General features: G+C 68.7%; 21 protein-coding genes. 15 read left to right on the forward strand and 6 right to left on the reverse strand.

All coding sequences use genetic code 11. The annotated features are described in order from the left end of the window. Position 1 precedes the first annotated feature (1 nt). From BLASA_RS06400 to BLASA_RS06425, 6 genes are all read left to right on the forward strand, one after another. Complete coding sequence (locus BLASA_RS06400) at positions 2–949, forward strand: fumarylacetoacetate hydrolase family protein (RefSeq protein ID WP_014375239.1); 948 nt, start codon at positions 2–4, stop codon at positions 947–949. Continuing rightward, positions 946–2238: an enolase C-terminal domain-like protein gene (locus BLASA_RS06405; RefSeq protein WP_231839559.1), complete on the forward strand. Its 1293-nt coding sequence runs from the start codon at positions 946–948 to the stop codon at positions 2236–2238. Before BLASA_RS06400 ends, BLASA_RS06405 begins: the two co-directional genes overlap by 4 nt. 137 nt (positions 2239–2375) lie before the next feature. Continuing rightward, a complete protein-coding gene (locus BLASA_RS06410; protein WP_014375241.1) occupies positions 2376–3455 on the forward strand; it encodes an LLM class flavin-dependent oxidoreductase in 1080 nt (359 codons plus the stop codon). A 75-nt stretch (positions 3456–3530) separates the two neighbouring features. Then, complete coding sequence (locus BLASA_RS06415) at positions 3531–4055, forward strand: flavin reductase family protein (protein WP_014375242.1); 525 nt, start codon at positions 3531–3533, stop codon at positions 4053–4055. A 70-nt stretch (positions 4056–4125) separates the two neighbouring features. Continuing rightward, complete coding sequence (locus BLASA_RS06420; protein ID WP_231839623.1) at positions 4126–5265, forward strand: alpha/beta hydrolase; 1140 nt, start codon at positions 4126–4128, stop codon at positions 5263–5265. After that, positions 5262–6167 (forward strand): alpha/beta fold hydrolase, encoded by a 906-nt coding sequence (locus BLASA_RS06425; protein WP_014375244.1) that lies wholly within the window; start codon positions 5262–5264, stop codon positions 6165–6167. The genes BLASA_RS06420 and BLASA_RS06425 overlap by 4 nt, the downstream gene beginning before the upstream one ends. 593 nt (positions 6168–6760) lie before the next feature. Here BLASA_RS06425 and BLASA_RS06430 read toward each other — a convergent pair. The 3 genes from BLASA_RS06430 to BLASA_RS06440 form a co-directional block, all read right to left on the reverse strand. After that, a complete protein-coding gene (locus BLASA_RS06430) occupies positions 6761–7090 on the reverse strand; it encodes a type II toxin-antitoxin system PemK/MazF family toxin (protein WP_014375246.1) in 330 nt (109 codons plus the stop codon). Next, positions 7087–7323, reverse strand: a complete 237-nt coding sequence (locus BLASA_RS06435; RefSeq protein WP_014375247.1) for a type II toxin-antitoxin system VapB family antitoxin — start codon at positions 7321–7323, stop codon at positions 7087–7089. The genes BLASA_RS06430 and BLASA_RS06435 overlap by 4 nt, the downstream gene beginning before the upstream one ends. A gap of 169 nt (positions 7324–7492) precedes the next feature. Then, positions 7493–8149, reverse strand: a complete 657-nt coding sequence (locus tag BLASA_RS06440; RefSeq protein ID WP_014375248.1) for a GntR family transcriptional regulator — start codon at positions 8147–8149, stop codon at positions 7493–7495. A gap of 81 nt (positions 8150–8230) precedes the next feature. On the opposite strand from BLASA_RS06440, the gene BLASA_RS06445 reads away from it, so the two are divergent. From BLASA_RS06445 to BLASA_RS06460, 4 genes are read left to right on the forward strand one after another with little or no spacing between them, the layout of a single operon-like run. After that, a complete protein-coding gene (locus BLASA_RS06445) occupies positions 8231–8665 on the forward strand; it encodes a nuclear transport factor 2 family protein (protein ID WP_014375249.1) in 435 nt (144 codons plus the stop codon). Continuing rightward, positions 8662–9417 carry an alpha/beta fold hydrolase gene (locus tag BLASA_RS06450; protein WP_014375250.1) on the forward strand — a complete coding sequence of 252 codons (756 nt, stop codon included), beginning with the start codon at positions 8662–8664 and terminating at the stop codon, positions 9415–9417. The genes BLASA_RS06445 and BLASA_RS06450 overlap by 4 nt, the downstream gene beginning before the upstream one ends. A 17-nt stretch (positions 9418–9434) precedes the next feature. Further along, on the forward strand, positions 9435–10070 hold the full coding sequence (locus BLASA_RS06455) for a nitrilase-related carbon-nitrogen hydrolase (RefSeq protein ID WP_231839561.1): 636 nt from the start codon (positions 9435–9437) through the stop codon (positions 10068–10070). 49 nt (positions 10071–10119) lie between these two features. After that, complete coding sequence (locus BLASA_RS06460) at positions 10120–11427, forward strand: IS256-like element ISBsa1 family transposase (RefSeq protein WP_014374930.1); 1308 nt, start codon at positions 10120–10122, stop codon at positions 11425–11427. A gap of 616 nt (positions 11428–12043) precedes the next feature. Here BLASA_RS06460 and BLASA_RS06465 read toward each other — a convergent pair. Genes BLASA_RS06465 through BLASA_RS06475 form a run of 3 tightly spaced genes read right to left on the reverse strand, consistent with a single transcriptional unit; the run spans position 12044 to position 14987 of the window. Beyond that, on the reverse strand, positions 12044–13498 hold the full coding sequence (locus BLASA_RS06465) for a hypothetical protein (protein ID WP_014375252.1): 1455 nt from the start codon (positions 13496–13498) through the stop codon (positions 12044–12046). Further along, on the reverse strand, positions 13495–13839 hold the full coding sequence (locus BLASA_RS06470; RefSeq protein ID WP_014375253.1) for a helix-turn-helix domain-containing protein: 345 nt from the start codon (positions 13837–13839) through the stop codon (positions 13495–13497). Before BLASA_RS06470 ends, BLASA_RS06465 begins: the two co-directional genes overlap by 4 nt. Further along, a complete protein-coding gene (locus tag BLASA_RS06475) occupies positions 13836–14987 on the reverse strand; it encodes a tyrosine-type recombinase/integrase (RefSeq protein WP_231839624.1) in 1152 nt (383 codons plus the stop codon). Before BLASA_RS06475 ends, BLASA_RS06470 begins: the two co-directional genes overlap by 4 nt. A gap of 473 nt (positions 14988–15460) precedes the next feature. On the opposite strand from BLASA_RS06475, the gene BLASA_RS06480 reads away from it, so the two are divergent. The 5 genes from BLASA_RS06480 (at position 15461) to BLASA_RS26405 (ending at position 19946) form a co-directional block, all read left to right on the forward strand. Then, the gene (locus BLASA_RS06480) at positions 15461–15994 is read left to right on the forward strand and encodes a hypothetical protein (RefSeq protein ID WP_331371054.1); all 534 of its coding nucleotides are present in this window, start codon (positions 15461–15463) and stop codon (positions 15992–15994) included. Between the two features lie 554 nt (positions 15995–16548). Continuing rightward, positions 16549–17325, forward strand: coding sequence for an endonuclease/exonuclease/phosphatase family protein (locus tag BLASA_RS06485; protein WP_014375257.1), 777 nt, complete (start codon positions 16549–16551; stop codon positions 17323–17325). Positions 17326–17665: 340 nt separating this feature from the next. Beyond that, the gene (locus BLASA_RS06490) at positions 17666–18268 is read left to right on the forward strand and encodes a hypothetical protein (protein ID WP_014375259.1); all 603 of its coding nucleotides are present in this window, start codon (positions 17666–17668) and stop codon (positions 18266–18268) included. A gap of 87 nt (positions 18269–18355) precedes the next feature. Then, a complete protein-coding gene (locus tag BLASA_RS06495) occupies positions 18356–19663 on the forward strand; it encodes an IS256-like element ISBsa1 family transposase (protein ID WP_014374930.1) in 1308 nt (435 codons plus the stop codon). Then, positions 19641–19946, forward strand: a complete 306-nt coding sequence (locus BLASA_RS26405; protein WP_331371089.1) for a nitrilase-related carbon-nitrogen hydrolase — start codon at positions 19641–19643, stop codon at positions 19944–19946. The genes BLASA_RS06495 and BLASA_RS26405 overlap by 23 nt, the downstream gene beginning before the upstream one ends. Position 19947: the final 1 nt, after the last annotated feature.

Here is a 19947-nt window from a genome sequence, read left to right on the forward strand (position 1 = left end):
CGTGGCGCGGGCGGAACCGGCCCTGACGCTGGCGCGCTTCGTCGGTCCCGGTTCCGACCGGGCACGCGTGGGGGCCGTCGTGGGCGACGAGGTGTTCCCGCTGGCGGTGGGTGGTCTCGCTGAACTGCTGCACCTGTCGGCGACGGACATCCTCGCCCTGGTCACCGAGGCGTGCGCCGCCGGTCCGGGGGAGCCCGCCGCCGCACAGCAGTGGCTGCCTCCCGTCGAAGGGGTCATGGAGGTGTGGGCGGCGGGAGTCACCTACGCCCGGTCCCTGGACGCCCGGGTCGAGGAGAGCCAGCGCGGCTCCGTCTACGAGCAGGTCTACCTCAGCGAACGGCCGGAGCTGTTCTTCAAAGCTGTGCCCTGGCGAGTCGTCAGCGACGGGGAGCCTGTCGCCGTCCGGGCCGACTCCTGGTCCTCGGCCCCCGAACCAGAGCTGGCGGTCCTCACCAACGCCGCCGGGGAGGTGATGGGGTACACGGTCTGCAACGACGTCAGCTCCCGGAGCATCGAGGGCGAAAACCCGCTGTACCTGCCGCAGGCAAAGGTGTATGCGGGGAGCTGCGCGGTCGGCGCCCTGATCACCCCGTGGTGGGAGGTGCCGAACCCTTACGACCTGCAGATCGTGATGACGATCCACCGCGACGGCATGCCGGTGTTCTCGGGAAGCACGAGCACTGCGCTGCTCAAGCGCCGTATCGAGGACCTGGTGGCCTGGCTCTACGCCGAGCAGGACTTTCCCGACGGTGCGGTCCTATCGACCGGCACTGCGCTGGTTCCCGACCTCAGCCTCACGCTGAGCGCTGGCGACCGGGTAGAGATCACCATCCCTGGCGTGGGCAGGCTCGACAACCCCGTCGTCGAGGGCAAACGTGCGATGTCGTGGCTCATCCCTGGGCAGCACCGGTCCTCCCCGGAGGGCGTATGGCCACCATCACGTCGTTGACCGCTCTGGACGTCCGGTTCCCCACGTCGTTGCAATTGGACGGCTCGGATGCGATGAACCCGGACCCGGACTACTCCGCGGCATACGTAGTTCTCACGACCGACGCGGACGACGGCCACAGCGGCCATGCCCTGGCCTTCACCATCGGCCGCGGCAACGACGTGCAGGTCGCCGCGGTCGCTGCCCTAGCCCCCCTCGTGCAGGGACAGCCGGTGCCCGGGACCGCGGCCGAGCTCAGCGACTTCACCCGGAGGCTGAGCCACGATTCGCAGCTGCGGTGGCTCGGCCCCGAGAAGGGGGTCATGCACATGGCCGTGGGGGCGGTCGTCAATGCGTCGTTCGACCTGGTGGCCAAGCGGGCCGGCCAACCGCTCTGGCAGTACCTGGCCGACCTAAGCCCACAAGACCTAGTGACATTGGTGGACTTCCGGTACCTACGTGACGCGCTGAGGGAGTCGGAGGCGCTGGACCTGCTGGTGGCGGCCCGGCCTGGTCTCGACGCACGTCGGGACCGGCTGCTGCGTGAGGGTTACCCGGCGTACACCACCAGCCCGGGATGGCTCGGGTACTCCGACGCGAAGCTGGCCGCGCTGGCGACGCAGGCTGTTGCGCAGGGCTTCACCCTGATCAAGCTGAAGGTCGGGGCGGATCTGGCCGACGACCTGCGCCGGTTCGAGACGGCCAGGGCGGCGGTGGGTCCGGGCATCCGGATCGCGGCCGACGCCAACCAGCGATGGGACGTCGGCGACGCGGTCCGGTGGATCCGGGAGCTCGCCCGCTTCGACCCGTTTTGGATCGAGGAGCCGACCAGCCCGGACGACGTGCTCGGCCACGCGACCATCCGGGCCGCGGTGGCGCCGGTGAAGGTGGCCACGGGCGAGCACGTCCACAACCGGGTGATGTTCAAGCAACTCCTGCAGGCCTCGGCCATCGACGTGCTCCAGCTGGACGCCACGCGGGTCGGCGGCGTGCCCGAGAACATCGCGATCCTCCTGCTCGCGGCCAAGTTCGGTGTCCCGGTCTGCCCGCACGCCGGAGGAGTCGGGCTCTGCGAGCTCGTCCAGCACCTGGCGATGTTCGACTTCCTCGCCGTGAGCGGGCGTCTCGACGACCGCATGCTGGAGTACGTCGACCATCTGCATGAGCATTTCGTCGAGCCGGTACGGGTCCGCAACGGCCGCTACCTGGCGCCACTGCGGCCCGGCTTCAGCGCAGAGATGGTCCCTGACTCGCTGTCCCGCTACGCGTTCCCTGACGGGCGCGTCTGGACCCCGAGCGCCGACGGATAACGACGCGCGGACGGGTGCTTCTGACACAGAACCGTCGCAACCTGCAACACCTCCGGCCGTTGCGGAGCACCAAAAATGGCCGTTGCGGAGCACTACGAATTCTGCCGAAGAACAGCCGCTCACAGGAGGGAAAGCACATGCGTCTTGGGATGTTCATCCAGCCGGGACACTTTCCGGAGTACAGCTACAAGGCCGGCTACGACTACGACCTCGAACAGATCAAGCTCCTGGATGAGCTCGGCTATGACGAGGTGTGGCTAGGCGAGCATTTCACGAGCCGGTACGAAAACAACCCCGCACCGGATCTGCTGATCGCGCAGGCGATCCGCGAGACCACGAACATCAAGCTCGCCGTGGGTGCACACGCGCTGCCCTACCACCACCCCATGGAGCTGGCCTGTCGCGTCGCAGCCCTCGACCACCTCTCCGAGGGGCGCATTCTGATGGGGGCAGGCTCGGGCGCGATCCCCTCGGACTGGAACGCCTTCTGCGTGGACGGCATGAGCGGCCAGCACCGCGAGATGGCCCGAGAGTCTCTGGAGATCATCCAGCGGCTCTGGACCGACAAGACCCCGTGGAAGTACGAGGGCAAGTTCTGGACCGTGGAGCGGATCGCCGACGACTGGGGTGCCGAGGGGGGCCTCGGCTGGCACATGTACCCCTATCAGGAGCCGCACCCGCCGATCGCATTCGCCGGGTTCAGCGAGCGTTCCGGCAGCCTGAAGATCGCGGGCATGAAGGGCTACATCCCCATGTCGCTGTCGATGAACGAGCGCTACATGGCCAGCCACTGGGAGGCGGTCGAGGAGGGTGCCGAGATCGGCGGGCGGGTGGCCGACCGCAAGGACTGGCGGGTCGTCAAGGAGGTCTTCGTAGCGGACACCGACGCTGAAGCGCGCAAGTACGCCGTCGACGGTGCGCTCGGCCGCTACTACAGCGAGTACATGCTGCCCCTCTACCGGCAGTTCGGTTTCCTGGGGCACCTCAAGCACGACGACTCGGTCGACGACGCCGACGTCGACGTCGAGTACCTGTACGAGCACCAGTGGGCAATCGGTTCGGTGGACACCGTCACCGAGAAGCTCACCAGCCTGCACGACGCCTGCGGAGGTTTCGAGACCCTCCTCATCCTCGGGCTGCACTACGCCGCCGACCCCGAGCCGTGGAACAACTCGCTGCGTCTGCTGAAGCAGAAAGTCGCGCCACAGATCAGCTGATCCAAGATCGCTCCGGGCGGGGCTCGTGCAACACCGCCCCGCCTGGGCGACTGGACCATGGAAGAGGAGACAGGAATGCATGCAACGGACGGCGGCGGCAAGTCGGTTACCGAGGGGGTGGACCCGGGGAATTTTCGCGAGGCGCTGAGTCGGTTCCCCAGCGGCGTGACCCTGGTCACCACCAGGGATCCATCCGGACGACCGCACGGCTACACCGCGAGTGCATTCGCCTCCGTCTCCGCGGCCCCTCCACTCGTGCTGACCTGTCTCGACGTCGGTGCCCGCTGTCACGACGTGTTCGCGGCCACGGAAAGGTTTGGTATCGCGATCCTTCGGCCCGATCACTGGGACCTCGCGCGCCGCTTCGCGTCGAAGATCGAGGACAAGTTCGATGACACCTTCGTCGCGGACCCGTTCGGGATCTTCCGGGTTCCCGACGCCCTCGCCTATCTGGCCTGTGAGACCTATCAGCGGTTGCCGGCCGGCGATCACACCATCCTCATCGGACGGGTGGTAGCAGCCGAGGTGGCGGACGGGGATCCCGCGGTCTTCTTCGGGCGCAACCTGCGCCACCTGCGGGAGCAGGTCGCCGATGCCTAACAGGCATCCCGACCTTTCCGGCGCGTCCCAGCAGATCGTCCTGAATCCGCAGGCGCAGGTCGTGCTGGACATGTTCGCCGCAGATCCCGAGGCTGAGGCCGACAGCGGTGTCCCAGTGCACGTCGCGGCACGGCGTACCCATCTCCGGTCGGTGGAGTGGGTGTCCGGGACGGGAGAGCACGTCGCCGAGGTCATCGACCTCGCCGTCCCCGGCGACGGCGGCCCGGTCCCGATCCGGATCTACCGACCACAGGGCGCCCGCCCCGGCGCCCTCATGTACCTGCACGGGGGCGGCTGGGTCGTCGGCGGCATCGAATCCTTCGACGCCGCCTGCCGCGCACTGGCCAATCGATGCCGCCTTCCGGTCGTGAGCGTCGACTACCGCCTAGCCCCGGAGCACCCGTTTCCGGCCGCGATCTCCGACTGCGTTGCCGTTGCCGAGTGGATCTCCTCGGGCGGTGGCGAGCTGCACGGAGTGCGCGGCCCTCTGGTCGTCGCCGGGGACAGCGCAGGCGGTCACCTGGCGAGCCTGGTCGCATTCGCCGCCCGTGACGGCGGAGGATCGCCGTCGATCGAGGCCCTGGTGCTCGTCTATCCGATCATCGACGCGACCATGAGCTCGGAGTCCTTCCGGCGCTACGCCAACGGATACTTCCTCACCGCAGACACCATGCGCTGGTACTGGAGCAGTTTCCTCGGCGCGCGGTACGGATCGGTGGACTCGGACTTCTCGCCGGCGCATCGGACCGATGTGAGCGGCCTCCCGCGGACCCTGGTGATCACCGCGGAACATGATGTGCTGCGGGATGAGGGGGAGGCCTGGGCCGCACGCCTGGGGGAAGCGGGGGTGGATGTCACGCTGCACCGATTCCCAGGCATGATCCACGGATTCTTCCGCTTCGATCGGGTGTGCTCCGCAGCGGGGGAGGCCTACGACCTGATCGGAAGGTTCGCTTCCGAGCGGCCCCGCGCCACATCGGCACGAGCTCGGGCCATGTCCAGGCTTGCAGGCCGCGTGTACCTGGAACGCGGCAAGCCGGTGTCGGTATTGCTGAGCTGGACGGGAAAAGGGCCGCGCAACGTGCTGATCCGCCGCGCGGACGGAACGGAGGTCGTGCGCCCCTTCCGCGGTCTCCGGCGGCCGCCCGAGGCTGTGACAGCGCCCGAAGATGTGACAGGGATCGATACCGACGGGCGAGCACCGTCATGACGGCGCCCGTGCCTGTGCACCCGGAACCCCCACGTGGGTTCCGTGGCGTCGCCGTCTCGACCCAGGACGGAGTGATTCACGCGGTCGTGGGCGGTAGCGGACCCGCGGTCGTGCTCCTGCACGGTTGGCCGCAGACCTGGTGGGTGTGGCGACATGTCATGCTCGGCCTCGCCGAGAGTCACACCGTCCTCGCGCCCAACCTGCGCGGAGTCGGAGGATCAACCATCACCGCGGGGGGATACGACAAGAAGACCATGGCGGACGACATCGCGACTCTCGTGCTCACCCTCGGGCATGAGCGAGCTGCCGTCGTCGGACACGATATCGGTGGCCAGGTCGCCTATGCGTGTGCCGCGCAGTATCCGGAGCTGGTCAGTCACTTAGTCATCATGTCGGCGCAGGTGCCGGACGCGACGTGCTTGGACTACCGGCTGTTCGGCGCGCAGCCGTGGAAGTGGTGGTGGGCCCTTCACATGGTCGAGGACGTCGCCGACCGGCTCATCGGGGACAACCTGGCCTTTTACATCGACCACCGCATCGATCGGCACGATCCCGGTACCAACTACGACACCTCCTCCATCGGCGCGTTCGACCGTGGTGTCTACGTGCGGGCCTATGCCGCACCCGGCGCACTGACCGCCACCTTGGAGTGGTACCGGCAGTTCCCCATCGACATGGTGGACAACGAGCGGTTCTTCGCGAGTGGCCCGCTCACGATTCCGTACCTCGCCCTCGCGGATGCAGCTACACACGCGGAGATGTCGCGCCAGGCGAGCCGGATCGCGGTCCGGCCGCGAGTTCTGCGTGTCCAGCCCAGTGGGCACTGGATCCCTGAACAGCAACCGGCCGCGGTGCTGATGCATTTTCGGGAATTCGTTACGACGTCGATTGCGGCGGGCTGACCGGCCAGCGGCATCCGCCAGGGGCGGCGTCGGCCCAACGCCCTCACGCCGTAACTCAATCGTCTCTGGCCGTCGCCGGATCCGTCATCGACCGCTTGACGGACCAGCGCACCGACCGTGAACTGGGCCGAGGCGCCGTTCGGATGCATCAGGCCCGGTCGGAGCCTTGCTATTTGTCGTGGGCGTCGACCAAGACCGCGCCGGCCAGGCGCTGCAGCGCCGCGGTTGGGAAAGTGTCCCGCGACACCGCGGTGGAGCGGGTGACGGGAATCGAACCCGCACAGTCAGCTTGGAAGGCTTGGTACTCGGGGCGCCATCTTGCCTGGTCAGCGTCAAGTCAGGCGCGTGCCGTGCCTTCCGCGTGCCTCAGCGCCAAATGTCGGCCGGAGGAGCAGCTTCTGGCTGTAGCGGTCAGCGGGCAGTCGAGTGCTGCGGTTCGGGGCGCCATTGCTGCCCACGCCGGCCCGGAGGCGCGAGTCCCTGTCGTCCTCCCGGTCCAGGACGGCTCACCGGGCCGGTCATGAGGGACGGTGGCCGACGGCATGGCCCACCGCCCCGCGATATCTCTGGTGGGTTCCTCCACCGAGACAGCGTCAGTCCGCACAGTCGACCGCGACGGCGAGGGCTCCGCAGATCTGCCGCATGCGGGCGTCGGCCAACCGGCCGAGCCGCTCAACGAGGACCGCGACAGAGACGCTCTCGACCGAGTCCATGTTGACCACGCAGCGGCGGGGTACCGGGTCCTCGCCGGGCTCGAGCCTGACTTCGCTGACGAGTCCGCGGATGGTGGTGGTGCATGGTGCGACGAGTGCGCGCCGGTGTCGGGGGATCACGGCGTCGCGGGAGAGGACGACGACCGGGCGGCGCCCGATCTCGGCCATCTCGCACCACCAGACCTCGCCCCGCGCGGGCAGCGTAGTCACGACCGTGCGGTGGCTTCGCGGAACGACGCCAGGTCACCCCACTCGTCTGGTTCGTCGAGCGGGTGTTCGTCGTAGGCGGTGTAGCTCGCCTCGACTTCGGCTGAACGGTGGCGCGCCACCAGCGCGCGGAGCGCCTCATCGATCATGGCGGCGTCGGTGTCACCGACTCGCACACGTCGAGCGGCTTGGAGCAGATCTTCGTCGACCGTAGTGCTGAGCCGTGTTCTACTCATGCCACAATCATGCCACGGCATTGCCCTGCGAGGTGCTCCGAGGTCATGACGTCGGCCGGCGGTGCCGCCCGCCCGAATGCGGCCCTGGCGCAGCGGTCCTCGCACCAATCTGGCCGGGCCGGGATTCGGCGGAAGCCTTCGCTGGCGAAGCCATCAAGCGATGGTTCGGTCACAGGACTGCGGCAGCGGTTCGGTGAATGTGCGCCTGCGCCGCCGTGGCTGCGGCCTCCGGGTCGCGGCGAGTTATTGCGTCGACGATGGCGCGGTGTTCCGCGATCACGTTTTCGTGCCGGCGCGGCAGGGACAGCGCTTCGTAGCCGATCAGCCACATGGCCCCGCGAAGACTGACCAGCGTGTCGTGCGTTCGTTCCAGCCCCAGCATCTCCGGTTGGAGGAGGTGGAATCGTTCGTCGAGAGAGAGAAAGGCAGACTCCTGCCCAACACTTCCCAGGTGTTCTTGAGCGTCGATGAGCTCGCGAAGGCGGCGAACCTGCTGTGAGCTCGCGGCCGCGGCGAGTCGACGGGCGGCGTAGCCCTCCAGGAGCGATCTCAGGTCGAAGATCTCCTGACGTTCCTCTGCCGAGAGCGTGCGGAGTCGAAAACCCCGCTGGGACTCGATGACGATCAGGCCCTCACGGCTCAGCGACAGAACCGCCTCGCGGACCGGCGTCCGTGACATACCTAGCGTCTCGGCGAGCTCGTTCTCCGAGTAGAGGACGTCCTGCCGGATCGCGCCGTCGCGGATCGCCTGGTGCAGTTGCAGATATGCCCGCCGCGCCAGCGTCGGAGGCCGCTCCACAAGCGGGATACCGCTCAGCTTTTCCACGGCTCCCATGCTACAGGACTTGCATGTTGAGTACTAGAATACTAGCGTTCTACCGGTCACCCCAACTCGCAAGGAGCGCTCATGTCTCTCTCCCACGACGACAAGCTGGCCATCCAGGAGCTGTCGAACTCCCACACGAGGCACCTCGACAACCACGACGTCGAGGCCTGGGCCGGCTGCTGGGTACCCGACGGGCAGTTCATCGCCACGTACGGCACCTTCACCGGTCACGACGCGATCAAGGAGTTCATCCGCGGCCACATCGCGGCCGGCAAGGAGGACGGCGCCCGTCACGTGATGACGAACTACGTTATCGAGGGCGACGGAGACCAGGCCACCGTCTACTGCCTCGTCGTCAAGCTCCAGGTCGAGGAGCCGCCGTTCATCATCGCCAGCGGCGTCTACAACGACGTCGTCGTCCGCACCTCGGACGGCTGGAAGTTCCAGTCCCGGCAGCTCGATGTGGACAAGGGTGTCTTCGCCCGCGCCGAGCAGGCCGCCGGTGCGTTGCGGTGAGTGAGCTCCGCGCGGAACGCTGGGGCGATGCCGGCCCGACCGTCGTCCTCGTCCACGGCAGCCTCAGCTCGGCTGCCGCAGCCTTCGGGGAGCAGCAGGTGCTCGCCGACCGGTACCGGCTGATCGCGCCGTACCGGCGCGGCTACAGCCCGAGCCCGGCGACCGACCGGATCGATCCCGACCGGGACGCCGAGGACATCCTCGAACTCCTCGGTGACGGGGCTCATCTGGTCGGCACGTCGATGGGCGGTGTCGTGGCCATGCGCGCCGCTGCGCTGGCGCCGGAGAAGGTGTGGTCGCTGACGGTCATTGAGCCGCCCGCACTGCCGAACGCGGCCGGCCACTCGGAGGCGGACGCGCTGATCGATGGCCTCCGCACCCACTGGGAGCAGAACGGCGACGCGGACCTGGAGACCTTCGTCGACGGGTTCCTGAAGGTCCTCGGCGTTTCGATGCAGTTGCCGTCGCCGCTACCGCCTCCGCTCGCGGAAGCGGTGGGCAACCTGAAGACCGAACGGCCGTGGGAAACCGGCGTTCCGCTGGAGAAGCTGGCCGCGGCACCCTTCCCGAAGCTGGTCGTCACCGGTGGTGGAACCCCGGGGTTCGAAGACGTCGCCGACGTGCTCGCCGAGAAGCTCCCGGGCAAGCGCGTGCTGTTCGACGGGAGCCCACACGCCGTGCAGCGCATCGGCGAGCGGTTCAACAACGAGCTGCGGAATTTCCTCTCCTCGGCCGGTGATCACGCGAAGTGAGAACAGCCCTTGTGCAGGTGGCCAGCCCCGCTGGGGAGCCGGTCGCTGAGCGGCGCCGTCGGGTTGGGGACATGGTCGCCGATGCGGCGGGGGCGGACCTCGTGGTTCTTCCGGAGCTGTGGCTGCCGGGGTACTTCGCCTTCGACTCCTACGCCGACCTGGCCGAACCGCTCCACGGCGACACCGTTGAGGCGGCCCGTGAGTGGGCCCGTCGGTTGGGCTGCCACCTGCACATGGGCAGCGTCCTCGAACGTGACGAGCTGGGTCACCTGCACAACACGGCGGTGATGATCGGGCCCGGCGGGGACATCCTGCACACCTACCGGAAGATCCACGTCTTCGGTTACAAGTCACGCGAGGCCGAATTGCTCACGCCTGGCGAGCAGGTCAGCGCCGTCACCACAGGACTGGGTCGGCTGGGTACCACCACGTGCTACGACCTGCGCTTTCCGGAGCTGTACCGCGGTCTCGTCGACGACGGCGCCGAGACGATCGTGGTGTGCTCGGCGTGGCCCGCCGCCCGACTCGCGCACTGGCGACTGTTCACGTCCGCCCGAGCGGTCGAGGAGCAGGTCGTGCTCATCGCCTGCAACGAGGTTGTCCCGGGTCTCGTAGAAGTTGAGGTGGCGGTCCCCCGCCCGCACCGGCCGTGAGGTAGGTGTTGGGCGTCCGCCAAGACACCACTTCGAGCAGGGGACCGCCGTGACCAAGAAGTACCAGAAGGACAAGATCGACACGCCTACCGGCGACGGAGTCGTCGTGCCGGAGCGGGTGAATGTGGCGATGGCCGAGATCGCCGGCACGATGCGTGAGGGCCTGCTCGCCCTCGCGGTCGGCGCCGGCCTGCAGGTGATGCAGGCGCTGATGGAGGCCGACGTGACCGGGATGGCCGGGCCGAAGGGCAAGCACGATGCCGGTCGGACCGCGGTCCGGCACGGCTCCGAGCGCGGGTCGGTGACCCTGGGCGGGCGGCGGGTGCCAGTGAGCCGTCCGCGGGTGCGCGCCGCTGACGGCTCCGGCGAGCTGTCCGTGCCCACCTACGAGCTGTTCAGCGGCACCGAGATCCTCGGGTCGATGGCGATGGAGCGGATGCTGGCCGGCCTGTCCACCCGCCGCTACCGGGTTGGCCTGGAACCGGTCGGCGACCACGTCAGCGCGGCGGCGAAGGCGACGAGCAAGTCGGCGGTGTCCCGGAAGTTCGTGGCGATGACCGAGACCGCCCTGGCCGAGCTGCTTGCCGCGGACCTGTCCGCATTGGACCTGGTCGCGCTGATGGTCGACGGGGTGCACTTCGGCGAATCCTGCTGCGTCGTCGCGCTGGGCATCGACTCCGAGGGGGTCAAGCACCCCCTCGCCCTGGTCGAGGGGGCGACGGAGAACGCCACGGTGGTCACCGACCTGCTGGTCGGCCTGCGCGATCGGGGGCTGGACGTGAGCCGGCCGATCCTGGTCGGCATCGACGGGGCGAAGGCGCTGCGCAAGGCCGTGGTCGACGTCTTCGACCACCCGGTGATCCAGCGCTGCCAATTGCACAAGATCCGAAACGTTCAGGACCGACTACCGCAGCGGCTACGCGGCCCGGTCGGCACGAAGATGCGCGCGGCCTACCACGCCGACTCGGCGCTAGAGGCCGAGGCGGCGCTGACCGGGCTGGCCCGGGAGCTGGACAAGACCCACCCGAGCGCGGCTGCCAGCCTGCGCGAAGGCCTGCACGAGACGCTGACCGTGCTGCGCCTGGGGGTGCCGCCCACGCTGGCCCGCACGCTGCGCTCGACCAACGCGATCGAGTCGATGATCTCCATCTGTCGTGATCACGCCCGCAACGTCAAGCGCTGGCGGGACGGGCAGATGGCCCTGCGCTGGTGCGCCGCCGGCATGGTCGAGGCCGGCAAGCAGTTCCGCCGGGTCAACGGCCACCTGCACCTGGCGAAGCTGCGCGCCGCGCTCGACGCCGAGATCACCGGAACTGTCACACCCGCCGTGCATGATGAGGAGGTCGTCGCAGCCTGACGCACAACGGGCCGCCACCGAAGTTCTACGGAACTCGGGACATCCTCGGGCGGGCAAGTCGCGGTCGTAGACCCGCCCGTCGTCAAGCTGGCCGACGAGCTCGCCGAGCAGTCTCGGCCACTCGCGGCGAGTGGGCGCGAGAGGTACCTGGACCTCGACGCACCGCTCGACGAGCTCCACCGCGGAAAGTCCAGAGGCAGCGGCCCTGGTCTGCTCCCAGGCCCGGTGCCGGCAGGTGGCCGAGCACCACTTCGGGATGGGCCCCGGCTGCGCGGAGTGATTGGCCCACCGCACCACCCGCAGGCCGAAGCGGCGGTCCGGCGATCTCGCCCCTCGACGCCGGAGCCCGCCTTCGGCGAGCCGGCCTCCCTCATGGATATGGGCTGAGCTTGCTGACGCCTTTGCCGCTCGCGCTCCTGCCGTCGGGCTCGGTACTCGGGGCTGCCGCTGGTTCCCATGTCGTCAAGGCTCCGGACGGGTCTCCAGAAACCCGTCACCACGCGTTCGGTATCGGTGGAGGCGCATATCGGAACCACCTCCTATTGCCCGTCTCCGGTCGGCTCCGCCGACGACGGCGGGGAGGGAGCCTGGTCGTCGGTGGGAGAGCGTCGTGGTGTCAGGCCCGTCGCATGGCGGCGTACTGGCTCCAGTCCCGGGCGGCGAGGGCGGCCCAGCGGGTGGCGGTGTTCGTGCTGAGGCCGAGCAGTTCGGCCAGGATCGGCACCGGCATCCGGGCGGCGAGGTCGAACATCGCGGCCTTGCGGGCGGCGGAGGGCCGGATGCCCAGAGCGACGAGCTGGGAGCGGATGTTCTCGGTGACCAGGTGCTTTCCGGGCAGACCGCCGGGAAACAGCCAGCGGTCGGGGCGGCTGGCGTAGGAGGCCTGGCCGCGGCGGGCCAGCTGGTCGAGCACGAGCCGGTCGAGCGGATCGGGCAGCTGGATGGGGGCTGCGTCGAAGGTGACGGTCACGGCTCCGTCGGGCTCGGTGGTGATCTGGTCGGCGCGCATGCGGCAGATCCGGGCCAGCGGCTGGGCGAACAGCAGCATGAACAGCCCGCCGATGCGGACATAGAGGCGGATGTCGTCGTCGTGCAGCAGCCGCTCGACCTGCTGCCAGCGGCGCTGGTCGGAGAGGGTGACCTGCGGCAGCGGCCGCTCGGCGCCGGGAACGTGCAGGTCGGAGCCGACGCCGCTGCGTTGTGTCCAGTCCAGGAACACCTTCAGGCTTCGGCCGCGGCCGGGATGGCTGACCAGGTAGTCGTCGAGCTGGGCCTGGGTGGCGGTGGCGAGGGTGGCGTTGTGCTCGTCGAGCCAGCGCAGGAACCGGGCGGCACCGAGCACGGCGGCGCGGGCGTGCTGCACCCCGCCGCGGGTGACCCGGTCACGCTCGCCGAGGAGCCGTAGCCGGCGCAGCAGCTGCCAGCGGGCGAATCGGTCAATCACCTCGGCGTGGGGTTTGGGCAGGTCGGTGAGGAGCTCGCGCAGCCACGGGACGATGCGTTCGACGGCCAGCTGGTAGGGCGGCAGGACGCCGAGCGCGGCGAGCAGATCGCGCACGTAGTCGACCGACCGGGTGGCCGGCAGAGCCGCGAAGGCGGCGTGGGAGATCTCCAGCTCGCCGCGGGCCATGTCCCGCAGGATGTCCGGGCGGGCCGAGGCACGGGTCAGCCAGTAGAGCGTGGTCTGCGGCCGCGGCCCGGCCATCAGGGCGTCGAAGACCGGCTGCAGCTTCGGGTGGATGTCTCCGGTCGGGTCGGTGAGCAGCTCGGTGAGCTGCTGGCGCAGGGTGCAGGGCCCGCAGTGGCGGCCGAATGGGCTGTCTTCGCGGCCGCAGGACGGGCAGGCGTAGACCGGCTCGTGGCCGGTGCAGCCGGCGCAGGCCGGGCGGCGCTGCGGGTCGTAGAAGGCCAGCACCTTCAGCTGGCCGCAGCCCGGGCACGGCTTGGCCGTGCGACGGAAGCGCAGCATGCAGCGCTGGCAGACCCGCTGCTCGAGGATCTTCCGATGGCAGGGCCGCAGCTCGCCGCACTGCCCGCAGGTGGTGGTCGACCAGCCGCGCGGAGCGCTCACCGGTCCTCGTGCGGGCGCCGGACGGTGGCGCGGATCGGGCGGAGGTCACCGATGCCCAGCCCCTCCCGCGCCGCATCGACGGTGCCGGTCTTGGCCTGTTCGGCCTGTTCGACGACGGGTTCGAGCAGCTCGGCGGGGGTGCAGCCGAGAATGTCGCAGAGCGCGGCGAGCAGGTCGACGTTGACCCGCTGCGGCGGGGTGGTGACCAGCTTGTGCACGTACTGGCGGGTCAGGTGCACCCCGCGCTCGGCCAGCAGCGGCACCAACTCGCTGGTCTGGAAGATGCCGCGGGAGGCCATCACCTGCCGCAGGTGCCAGCGCATCACCAGCCGCCGAGTCATCGGCGCACCTCCGTCCCGGTCGTCATCCCGGTCGTCGCCCCGGTGGCCTCCGTGGTTGTCGATGGCGGCTTGTAGACGCGGCCGAGCGCCGCCTGCAGCGTCTTGTTCTTGAAGTCGTTGCTGACCGAGGTGTAGATCGCCGTCGTCGAGGCGTAGGCGTGCCCGACCTGTTCCTGCACGAACCGCTCCGGATAGCCGAACTCGATCAGGTGCGTGACATAGGAGTGCCGCAGGCAGTGCAGCGTCAGCTCCGGGGCGAGCCCGGCGCCGGCGCGCAGCACCGCGAACCGCTTGTCCAGGTGCTTGGTCGAGACCCGGGTGAGCCGCTCGGTGACCCACAGCGCCGGATGGTCCGCGGGCCGCAGGATGGGCCGGGCCTGCTCGGCCCACTGCCGCAGCCCGGCGATCGCCCAGTCGAACTCCGGGACCGCCAGCACCGTGCGCCGGCGTGGAACGCCGCCGCGGATGGCCTTGCCGTAGCGCACGTGCACCGACCCGTAGCCGCCCCAGTCCGGCACGTGCGGGTTGGGTCGCAGGTCGGCCACGTCGAGGCGGCACAGCTCGTTGCGGCGCAGCCCGAAGGCGTAGCAGGTCTTGATCATCTGCGCGTCCCGCAGCGCGGCGAGCGCACCCTTGCGTCCGGACTTGACGATCACATCCACCTGACGGTCCAGGTGGTCGAACAACTGCTCCAGCTCGTCGTAGGACAGCGGGCGCCGGGCCGGTTGTCCCTCGTACTCGGTCAGGTGCGCGACGGTGTTCCACTCGTGACACACCTGGCTGGGCACCTGCCCGAACCGGTCGCGGCACTGCCGGGGCCACTCGTAACGGGCGTCGGTGAGGTAGTCGCAGAACATCCGCAGCGTCAGGTGGTAGCCGCGGATCGTCGCCGGCGCCATCCGCCGCTCACCGGAGGTGAGCCCGACGGTGAAGTCCTCGACGTCGGCCGGCGTCCACGACCACGGGTAGGAGCCGGCGAACTCGGTGAACCGGCGCAGCAGTGACAGCCGCGAGGAGACGGTGGCATCGGAGAGCATCCGCGACTTCTGCTGCCTGGCCCAGCCGGTCAGCATGCCCTCGAACACCGCAGCCGGCTCGTCCAGATGAGCGACGCCCTCGACCAGAACCAGTCCCGCCGAGCCCGGCACCTGCGCCAACCCCGCACCCCACCCTGTCAACGGAAACACGACAATGTCGCGTCAACGTAGCAAGAGCAGGATGGTCCCCAGGTCAGCGACGCGCGCACCGCCGACCCGCCGGCGAATAGACGTGCAGCGTGCGCCCGCAGTGTCAACTTTCCGTCAATAGGCGGCCCTTCGACCCGAGGTGCATGAGGTGTGTCGGCTCATGATCTTGAAGTCGCCCGGTGACTGGAGAGAGCTCTGGGCCGGGAGCCTTCGTGCGCCGGTGGGGACCCAAAGTCGGTGATCAGAAGGGTCGACGTCAGTGCCATGGATGAGCTGGCCCAGCAGGCGGCCGTGGAAACCCTCTGGGCGACCCGGTTTCTCCCGGCGTGATCGTCGGCCCTTCCGGGATCCGGCTTGCGGCGCATAGTCCGGCGAACGCTTCAGCGCCTCCGCCGAGCGACTGCCACCATCATCTCGTGGGGCAACTAATCGTGGTGACCGGGCCACCCGGGGCAGGCAAGAGCACCGTTTCTCGCGTCCTGTCGGGCATGTTCGAACACAGCGCCCGAGTCGCGGGAGATGACTTCTTCGGGTTCATCGACCGGGGCTACCTGGCGCCGTGGATACGAGAAGCGCACCAACAGAACGAGACCGTGGTCAGCGCAGCCGCAGCCGCAGCCGGTCGGCTCGCCGCCGGCGGGTACACCGTCGTCTACGACGGGGTGATCGGCCCGTGGTTCGTGGACGTCTTCGGGCAAACAGCCGGCGTCACCCGGCTCCACTACGCCCTCCTGCTACCGCCCGAGCAGCTGTGCCTACATCGAGTCCAGTCCCGGGTCGGACACGGATTCACCGATCTGGACGCCGCCCGACACATGTACGCCGAGTTCGCCAACGCCGAGATCGACCGCCGCCACGTGATTGCCAACTCGGACGAGGCGAACACCCTCGCCATCCACCTTCAGCAGCTGGTCCGGGACGGGTCGATCATGCGGCCAGTCGCCCCTCCACCCGGCTGTCCCAGATGATCATCGGGTATCGAGAACGCTTCGAGGCGTTTGGTCGCGCCGCGTCGTTCAGCCCCTGCCGGGGGAGAGGACCGATGACGTTGGCGCGCACGGTCGACGTTGAACGCGGTGCCGGCTTCGCAGCTGATCATGCTCGGGACGGTGAGCGCCGACCTCCAGGAAACCTGTCACAACGCGTTGCGGCGCCCGAGATGCAAGACGTGTGTGGCACTTGATCTGTGAGCCTGCAGTAGGGATCGACCGGCATTGGGTCGCTCTGTGGAGTGGGGCGTAGGGAGGGGGCTGGCTGAGCTCCCGTCGCAGGCGGCCGTGGAGGTGTCCCTGAAGGCGGCCTATGGGACACCCGGGCGGGTGGTCCGGATGGTGCGTCGTACCGACGTCCGATCTACTGCCAACCTGCGGCGACGACACCCCTCAAGGAGGCTGGAGACACGTGGGTTACGCGGTTGCTGGAGCGATAACCGGCATTACTCTCTGCCCGTGTCCGCTGCTCGGGAGCGCTTCTCGGAGCCCGAGCCAAACGTCAATGCGGTCTTCGTAGAACGGACCAGGGTATGAAGATTCTTTGCTGGAACATGGGCGCTGCCTTCGGGTTCACGGGAGCCAAGCACGCTGCCGCATGGGAGTGGCTCAATGCTCAAGACGCCGACGTGGCGATGCTGCAGGAGGTCGTGCCCCGCGAGGAGTACCTCGACCATTGGAAGTCGGTCGCGTTCGCCGGAAAGTGGAAGAACTGGGGATCTGCTGTCCTGGTCCGCGATGGCGGGTACGAGAAGTGGGAGCCTTCAGAGGAGCAGCCTTGGCTTCAGATTGTTCGAGGTGCGGTGGCCGTTGCCAAGCCCGTTGACGGCGACGGCGTGTGGTTCGCATCTGTTCACTCCGACGCGCATTCCTTTGAGAAGACCGCCAAGAAGTACAAGGGCACCTATCAGGACCTTCCGCCTCGCGACGGCATCCTCCGGAGTCGGGAGAAGGAGATGTTTGAGATCGAGGTGATCGCCCACGAACTCAAGCCGCTGCTGGCTGGCAACGAGTTCCTCTTCGGCGGGGACCTGAACTCGTCACTCCTGTTCGACGAGCCGGGGAAGCCTTACGAGGCCAAGCTGTTCGAGAATCTGGCAACGCTCGGCTACACAGACATCCGTCACCGCCACTCTGCCGACGAGGTGCCGACGTACATCAAGCCGGACAGCCGGCAGTTCATGCTCGACCACCTGTACGCCGACACCAAGACCGAGGCGGCGGTGAAGTCGTGGCGGGTCCTAACGGAGGTCGCGACGGACCTTGGCCTGAGCGACCATGCGCCTGTCGAGGTTGTCCTTGAGACGTAGGCGAGCGTCTCGAACGCGTGCTCATGCTCGTCCACGACCTCGGGGTCTTCGCCCTGGCGAATCGTTGATGCCCTAGCCGCGACGGTCGATCCCATCACCGAGCAGGTGAGGACCTACAACGGACGACGGACTGCGCGCACGGCGGGAAGTGAACCCGTCTGACCCCACCAGCGGGGCGCTTCTCCCTTCCGCTGTTCTGACGGGCGCGATCTGCAGCCTCGCGCTCACCTCCTCCGCTGATGTCCCTTAGTGGGCCGCTATGGGATAGATGACGTCGTATCCCGGTGCAGGCTCGGCGCGCCAGACTCGGCCCAGTGTCCCAAGGTGCCAGGCTGGGCCCGTGCGCGTCGTCACCGCGGTGTTACCCTGGGTCGTATTTGTGAGTCTGGCTGGGTGCACCTCAAACGCGGCCAGCACGGCCTCTCCTGCCGTGCCGACGGATGTCGCGCCTTCCGAAGAGCACCTTGACGGCGAGGGCGTGCCACCCGTGGCCGACGAGAACGGCCTAATCCGCGCCCAGTACTCAGCGTGTGACCTTGGGAAAGAGATCCTCCGCTACCTAGCAACCGGCGACAACGGCGGCGACCCCGGCATGGACCGGGTGTTTGCCCAGTACGTCGGCGTGCCCGTGCCTCAAGCGCGTGCGCTGGCTGATGAGTGGATCGTGGCGTGCGACGAGCAATACGCCGAGCAGGAGTCAGCCGAGATATCGGCGGCCGCAGAGGCAAGCGCCCGGGCGTCCGCATCGGCGGCGTCGGCGGCAGCTTCGGCCTCCCGAGCCCAGCACAACGCCGCCGTAGCCGCCGAAGAGAAACGGTCATGCGCCGCAATCGGTGGCCAGGCTCGCGACGGCATCTGTGAGTCCACTTCACCAGGGCACGTCACTGGCGATCCCTACTACCCGTGCTCAGCCCTCGTCGTGAGGTTGTCCCGGGTCTCGTAGAAGTTGAGGTGGCGGTCCCCCGCCCGCACCGGCCGTGAGGTAGGTGTTGGGCGTCCGCCAAGACACCACTTCGAGCAGGGGACCGCCGTGACCAAGAAGTACCAGAAGGACAAGATCGACACGCCTACCGGCGACGGAGTCGTCGTGCCGGAGCGGGTGAATGTGGCGATGGCCGAGATCGCCGGCACGATGCGTGAGGGCCTGCTCGCCCTCGCGGTCGGCGCCGGCCTGCAGGTGATGCAGGCGCTGATGGAGGCCGACGTGACCGGGATGGCCGGGCCGAAGGGCAAGCACGATGCCGGTCGGACCGCGGTCCGGCACGGCTCCGAGCGCGGGTCGGTGACCCTGGGCGGGCGGCGGGTGCCAGTGAGCCGTCCGCGGGTGCGCGCCGCTGACGGCTCCGGCGAGCTGTCCGTGCCCACCTACGAGCTGTTCAGCGGCACCGAGATCCTCGGGTCGATGGCGATGGAGCGGATGCTGGCCGGCCTGTCCACCCGCCGCTACCGGGTTGGCCTGGAACCGGTCGGCGACCACGTCAGCGCGGCGGCGAAGGCGACGAGCAAGTCGGCGGTGTCCCGGAAGTTCGTGGCGATGACCGAGACCGCCCTGGCCGAGCTGCTTGCCGCGGACCTGTCCGCATTGGACCTGGTCGCGCTGATGGTCGACGGGGTGCACTTCGGCGAATCCTGCTGCGTCGTCGCGCTGGGCATCGACTCCGAGGGGGTCAAGCACCCCCTCGCCCTGGTCGAGGGGGCGACGGAGAACGCCACGGTGGTCACCGACCTGCTGGTCGGCCTGCGCGATCGGGGGCTGGACGTGAGCCGGCCGATCCTGGTCGGCATCGACGGGGCGAAGGCGCTGCGCAAGGCCGTGGTCGACGTCTTCGACCACCCGGTGATCCAGCGCTGCCAATTGCACAAGATCCGAAACGTTCAGGACCGACTACCGCAGCGGCTACGCGGCCCGGTCGGCACGAAGATGCGCGCGGCCTACCACGCCGACTCGGCGCTAGAGGCCGAGGCGGCGCTGACCGGGCTGGCCCGGGAGCTGGACAAGACCCACCCGAGCGCGGCTGCCAGCCTGCGCGAAGGCCTGCACGAGACGCTGACCGTGCTGCGCCTGGGGGTGCCGCCCACGCTGGCCCGCACGCTGCGCTCGACCAACGCGATCGAGTCGATGATCTCCATCTGTCGTGATCACGCCCGCAACGTCAAGCGCTGGCGGGACGGGCAGATGGCCCTGCGCTGGTGCGCCGCCGGCATGGTCGAGGCCGGCAAGCAGTTCCGCCGGGTCAACGGCCACCTGCACCTGGCGAAGCTGCGCGCCGCGCTCGACGCCGAGATCACCGGAACTGTCACACCCGCCGTGCATGATGAGGAGGTCGTCGCAGCCTGACGCACAACGGGCCGCCACCGAAGTTCTACGGAACTCGGGACATCCTCCCTGCAACGCAGTGGGCCAACAAGCAGACGGCGTCCGGCTCGCCGGGACCAGCCGGATCGTCGACCCATGGGGCGAGGTCCTCGTCGAGGCAGGTGAGGACGAGGGCGTGACCTTCTGCGACATCGACACCGGGGTGGTCGCGGCGGCGCGGGCCGAATTCCCCGTCCTTGCCGATCGGAGACTGCCATCCGCCTCCCCCCAGACCACCACCCCTACACCGCAACAGGAGAACTGAG

Source organism: Blastococcus saxobsidens DD2, from assembly GCF_000284015.1.
GTDB lineage: Bacteria > Actinomycetota > Actinomycetes > Mycobacteriales > Geodermatophilaceae > Blastococcus > Blastococcus saxobsidens_A.

Excerpts from the sequence above, each read along its gene's own strand:
- BLASA_RS06410 (WP_014375241.1), top strand. The coding sequence starts at position 2,376 with ATGCGTCTTGGGATGTTCATCCAGCCGGGACACTTTCCGGAGTACAGC.
- BLASA_RS06415 (WP_014375242.1), top strand. The coding sequence starts at position 3,531 with ATGCATGCAACGGACGGCGGCGGCAAGTCGGTTACCGAGGGGGTGGAC.
- BLASA_RS06420 (WP_231839623.1), top strand. The coding sequence starts at position 4,126 with ATGTTCGCCGCAGATCCCGAGGCTGAGGCCGACAGCGGTGTCCCAGTG.
- BLASA_RS06425 (WP_014375244.1), top strand. The coding sequence starts at position 5,262 with ATGACGGCGCCCGTGCCTGTGCACCCGGAACCCCCACGTGGGTTCCGT.
- BLASA_RS06435 (WP_014375247.1), bottom strand. The coding sequence starts at position 7,323 with ATGAGTAGAACACGGCTCAGCACTACGGTCGACGAAGATCTGCTCCAA.
- BLASA_RS06445 (WP_014375249.1), top strand. The coding sequence starts at position 8,231 with ATGTCTCTCTCCCACGACGACAAGCTGGCCATCCAGGAGCTGTCGAAC.
- BLASA_RS06470 (WP_014375253.1), bottom strand. The coding sequence starts at position 13,839 with ATGACTCGGCGGCTGGTGATGCGCTGGCACCTGCGGCAGGTGATGGCC.
- BLASA_RS06485 (WP_014375257.1), top strand. The coding sequence starts at position 16,549 with ATGAAGATTCTTTGCTGGAACATGGGCGCTGCCTTCGGGTTCACGGGA.
- BLASA_RS26405 (WP_331371089.1), top strand. The coding sequence starts at position 19,641 with ATGAGGAGGTCGTCGCAGCCTGACGCACAACGGGCCGCCACCGAAGTT.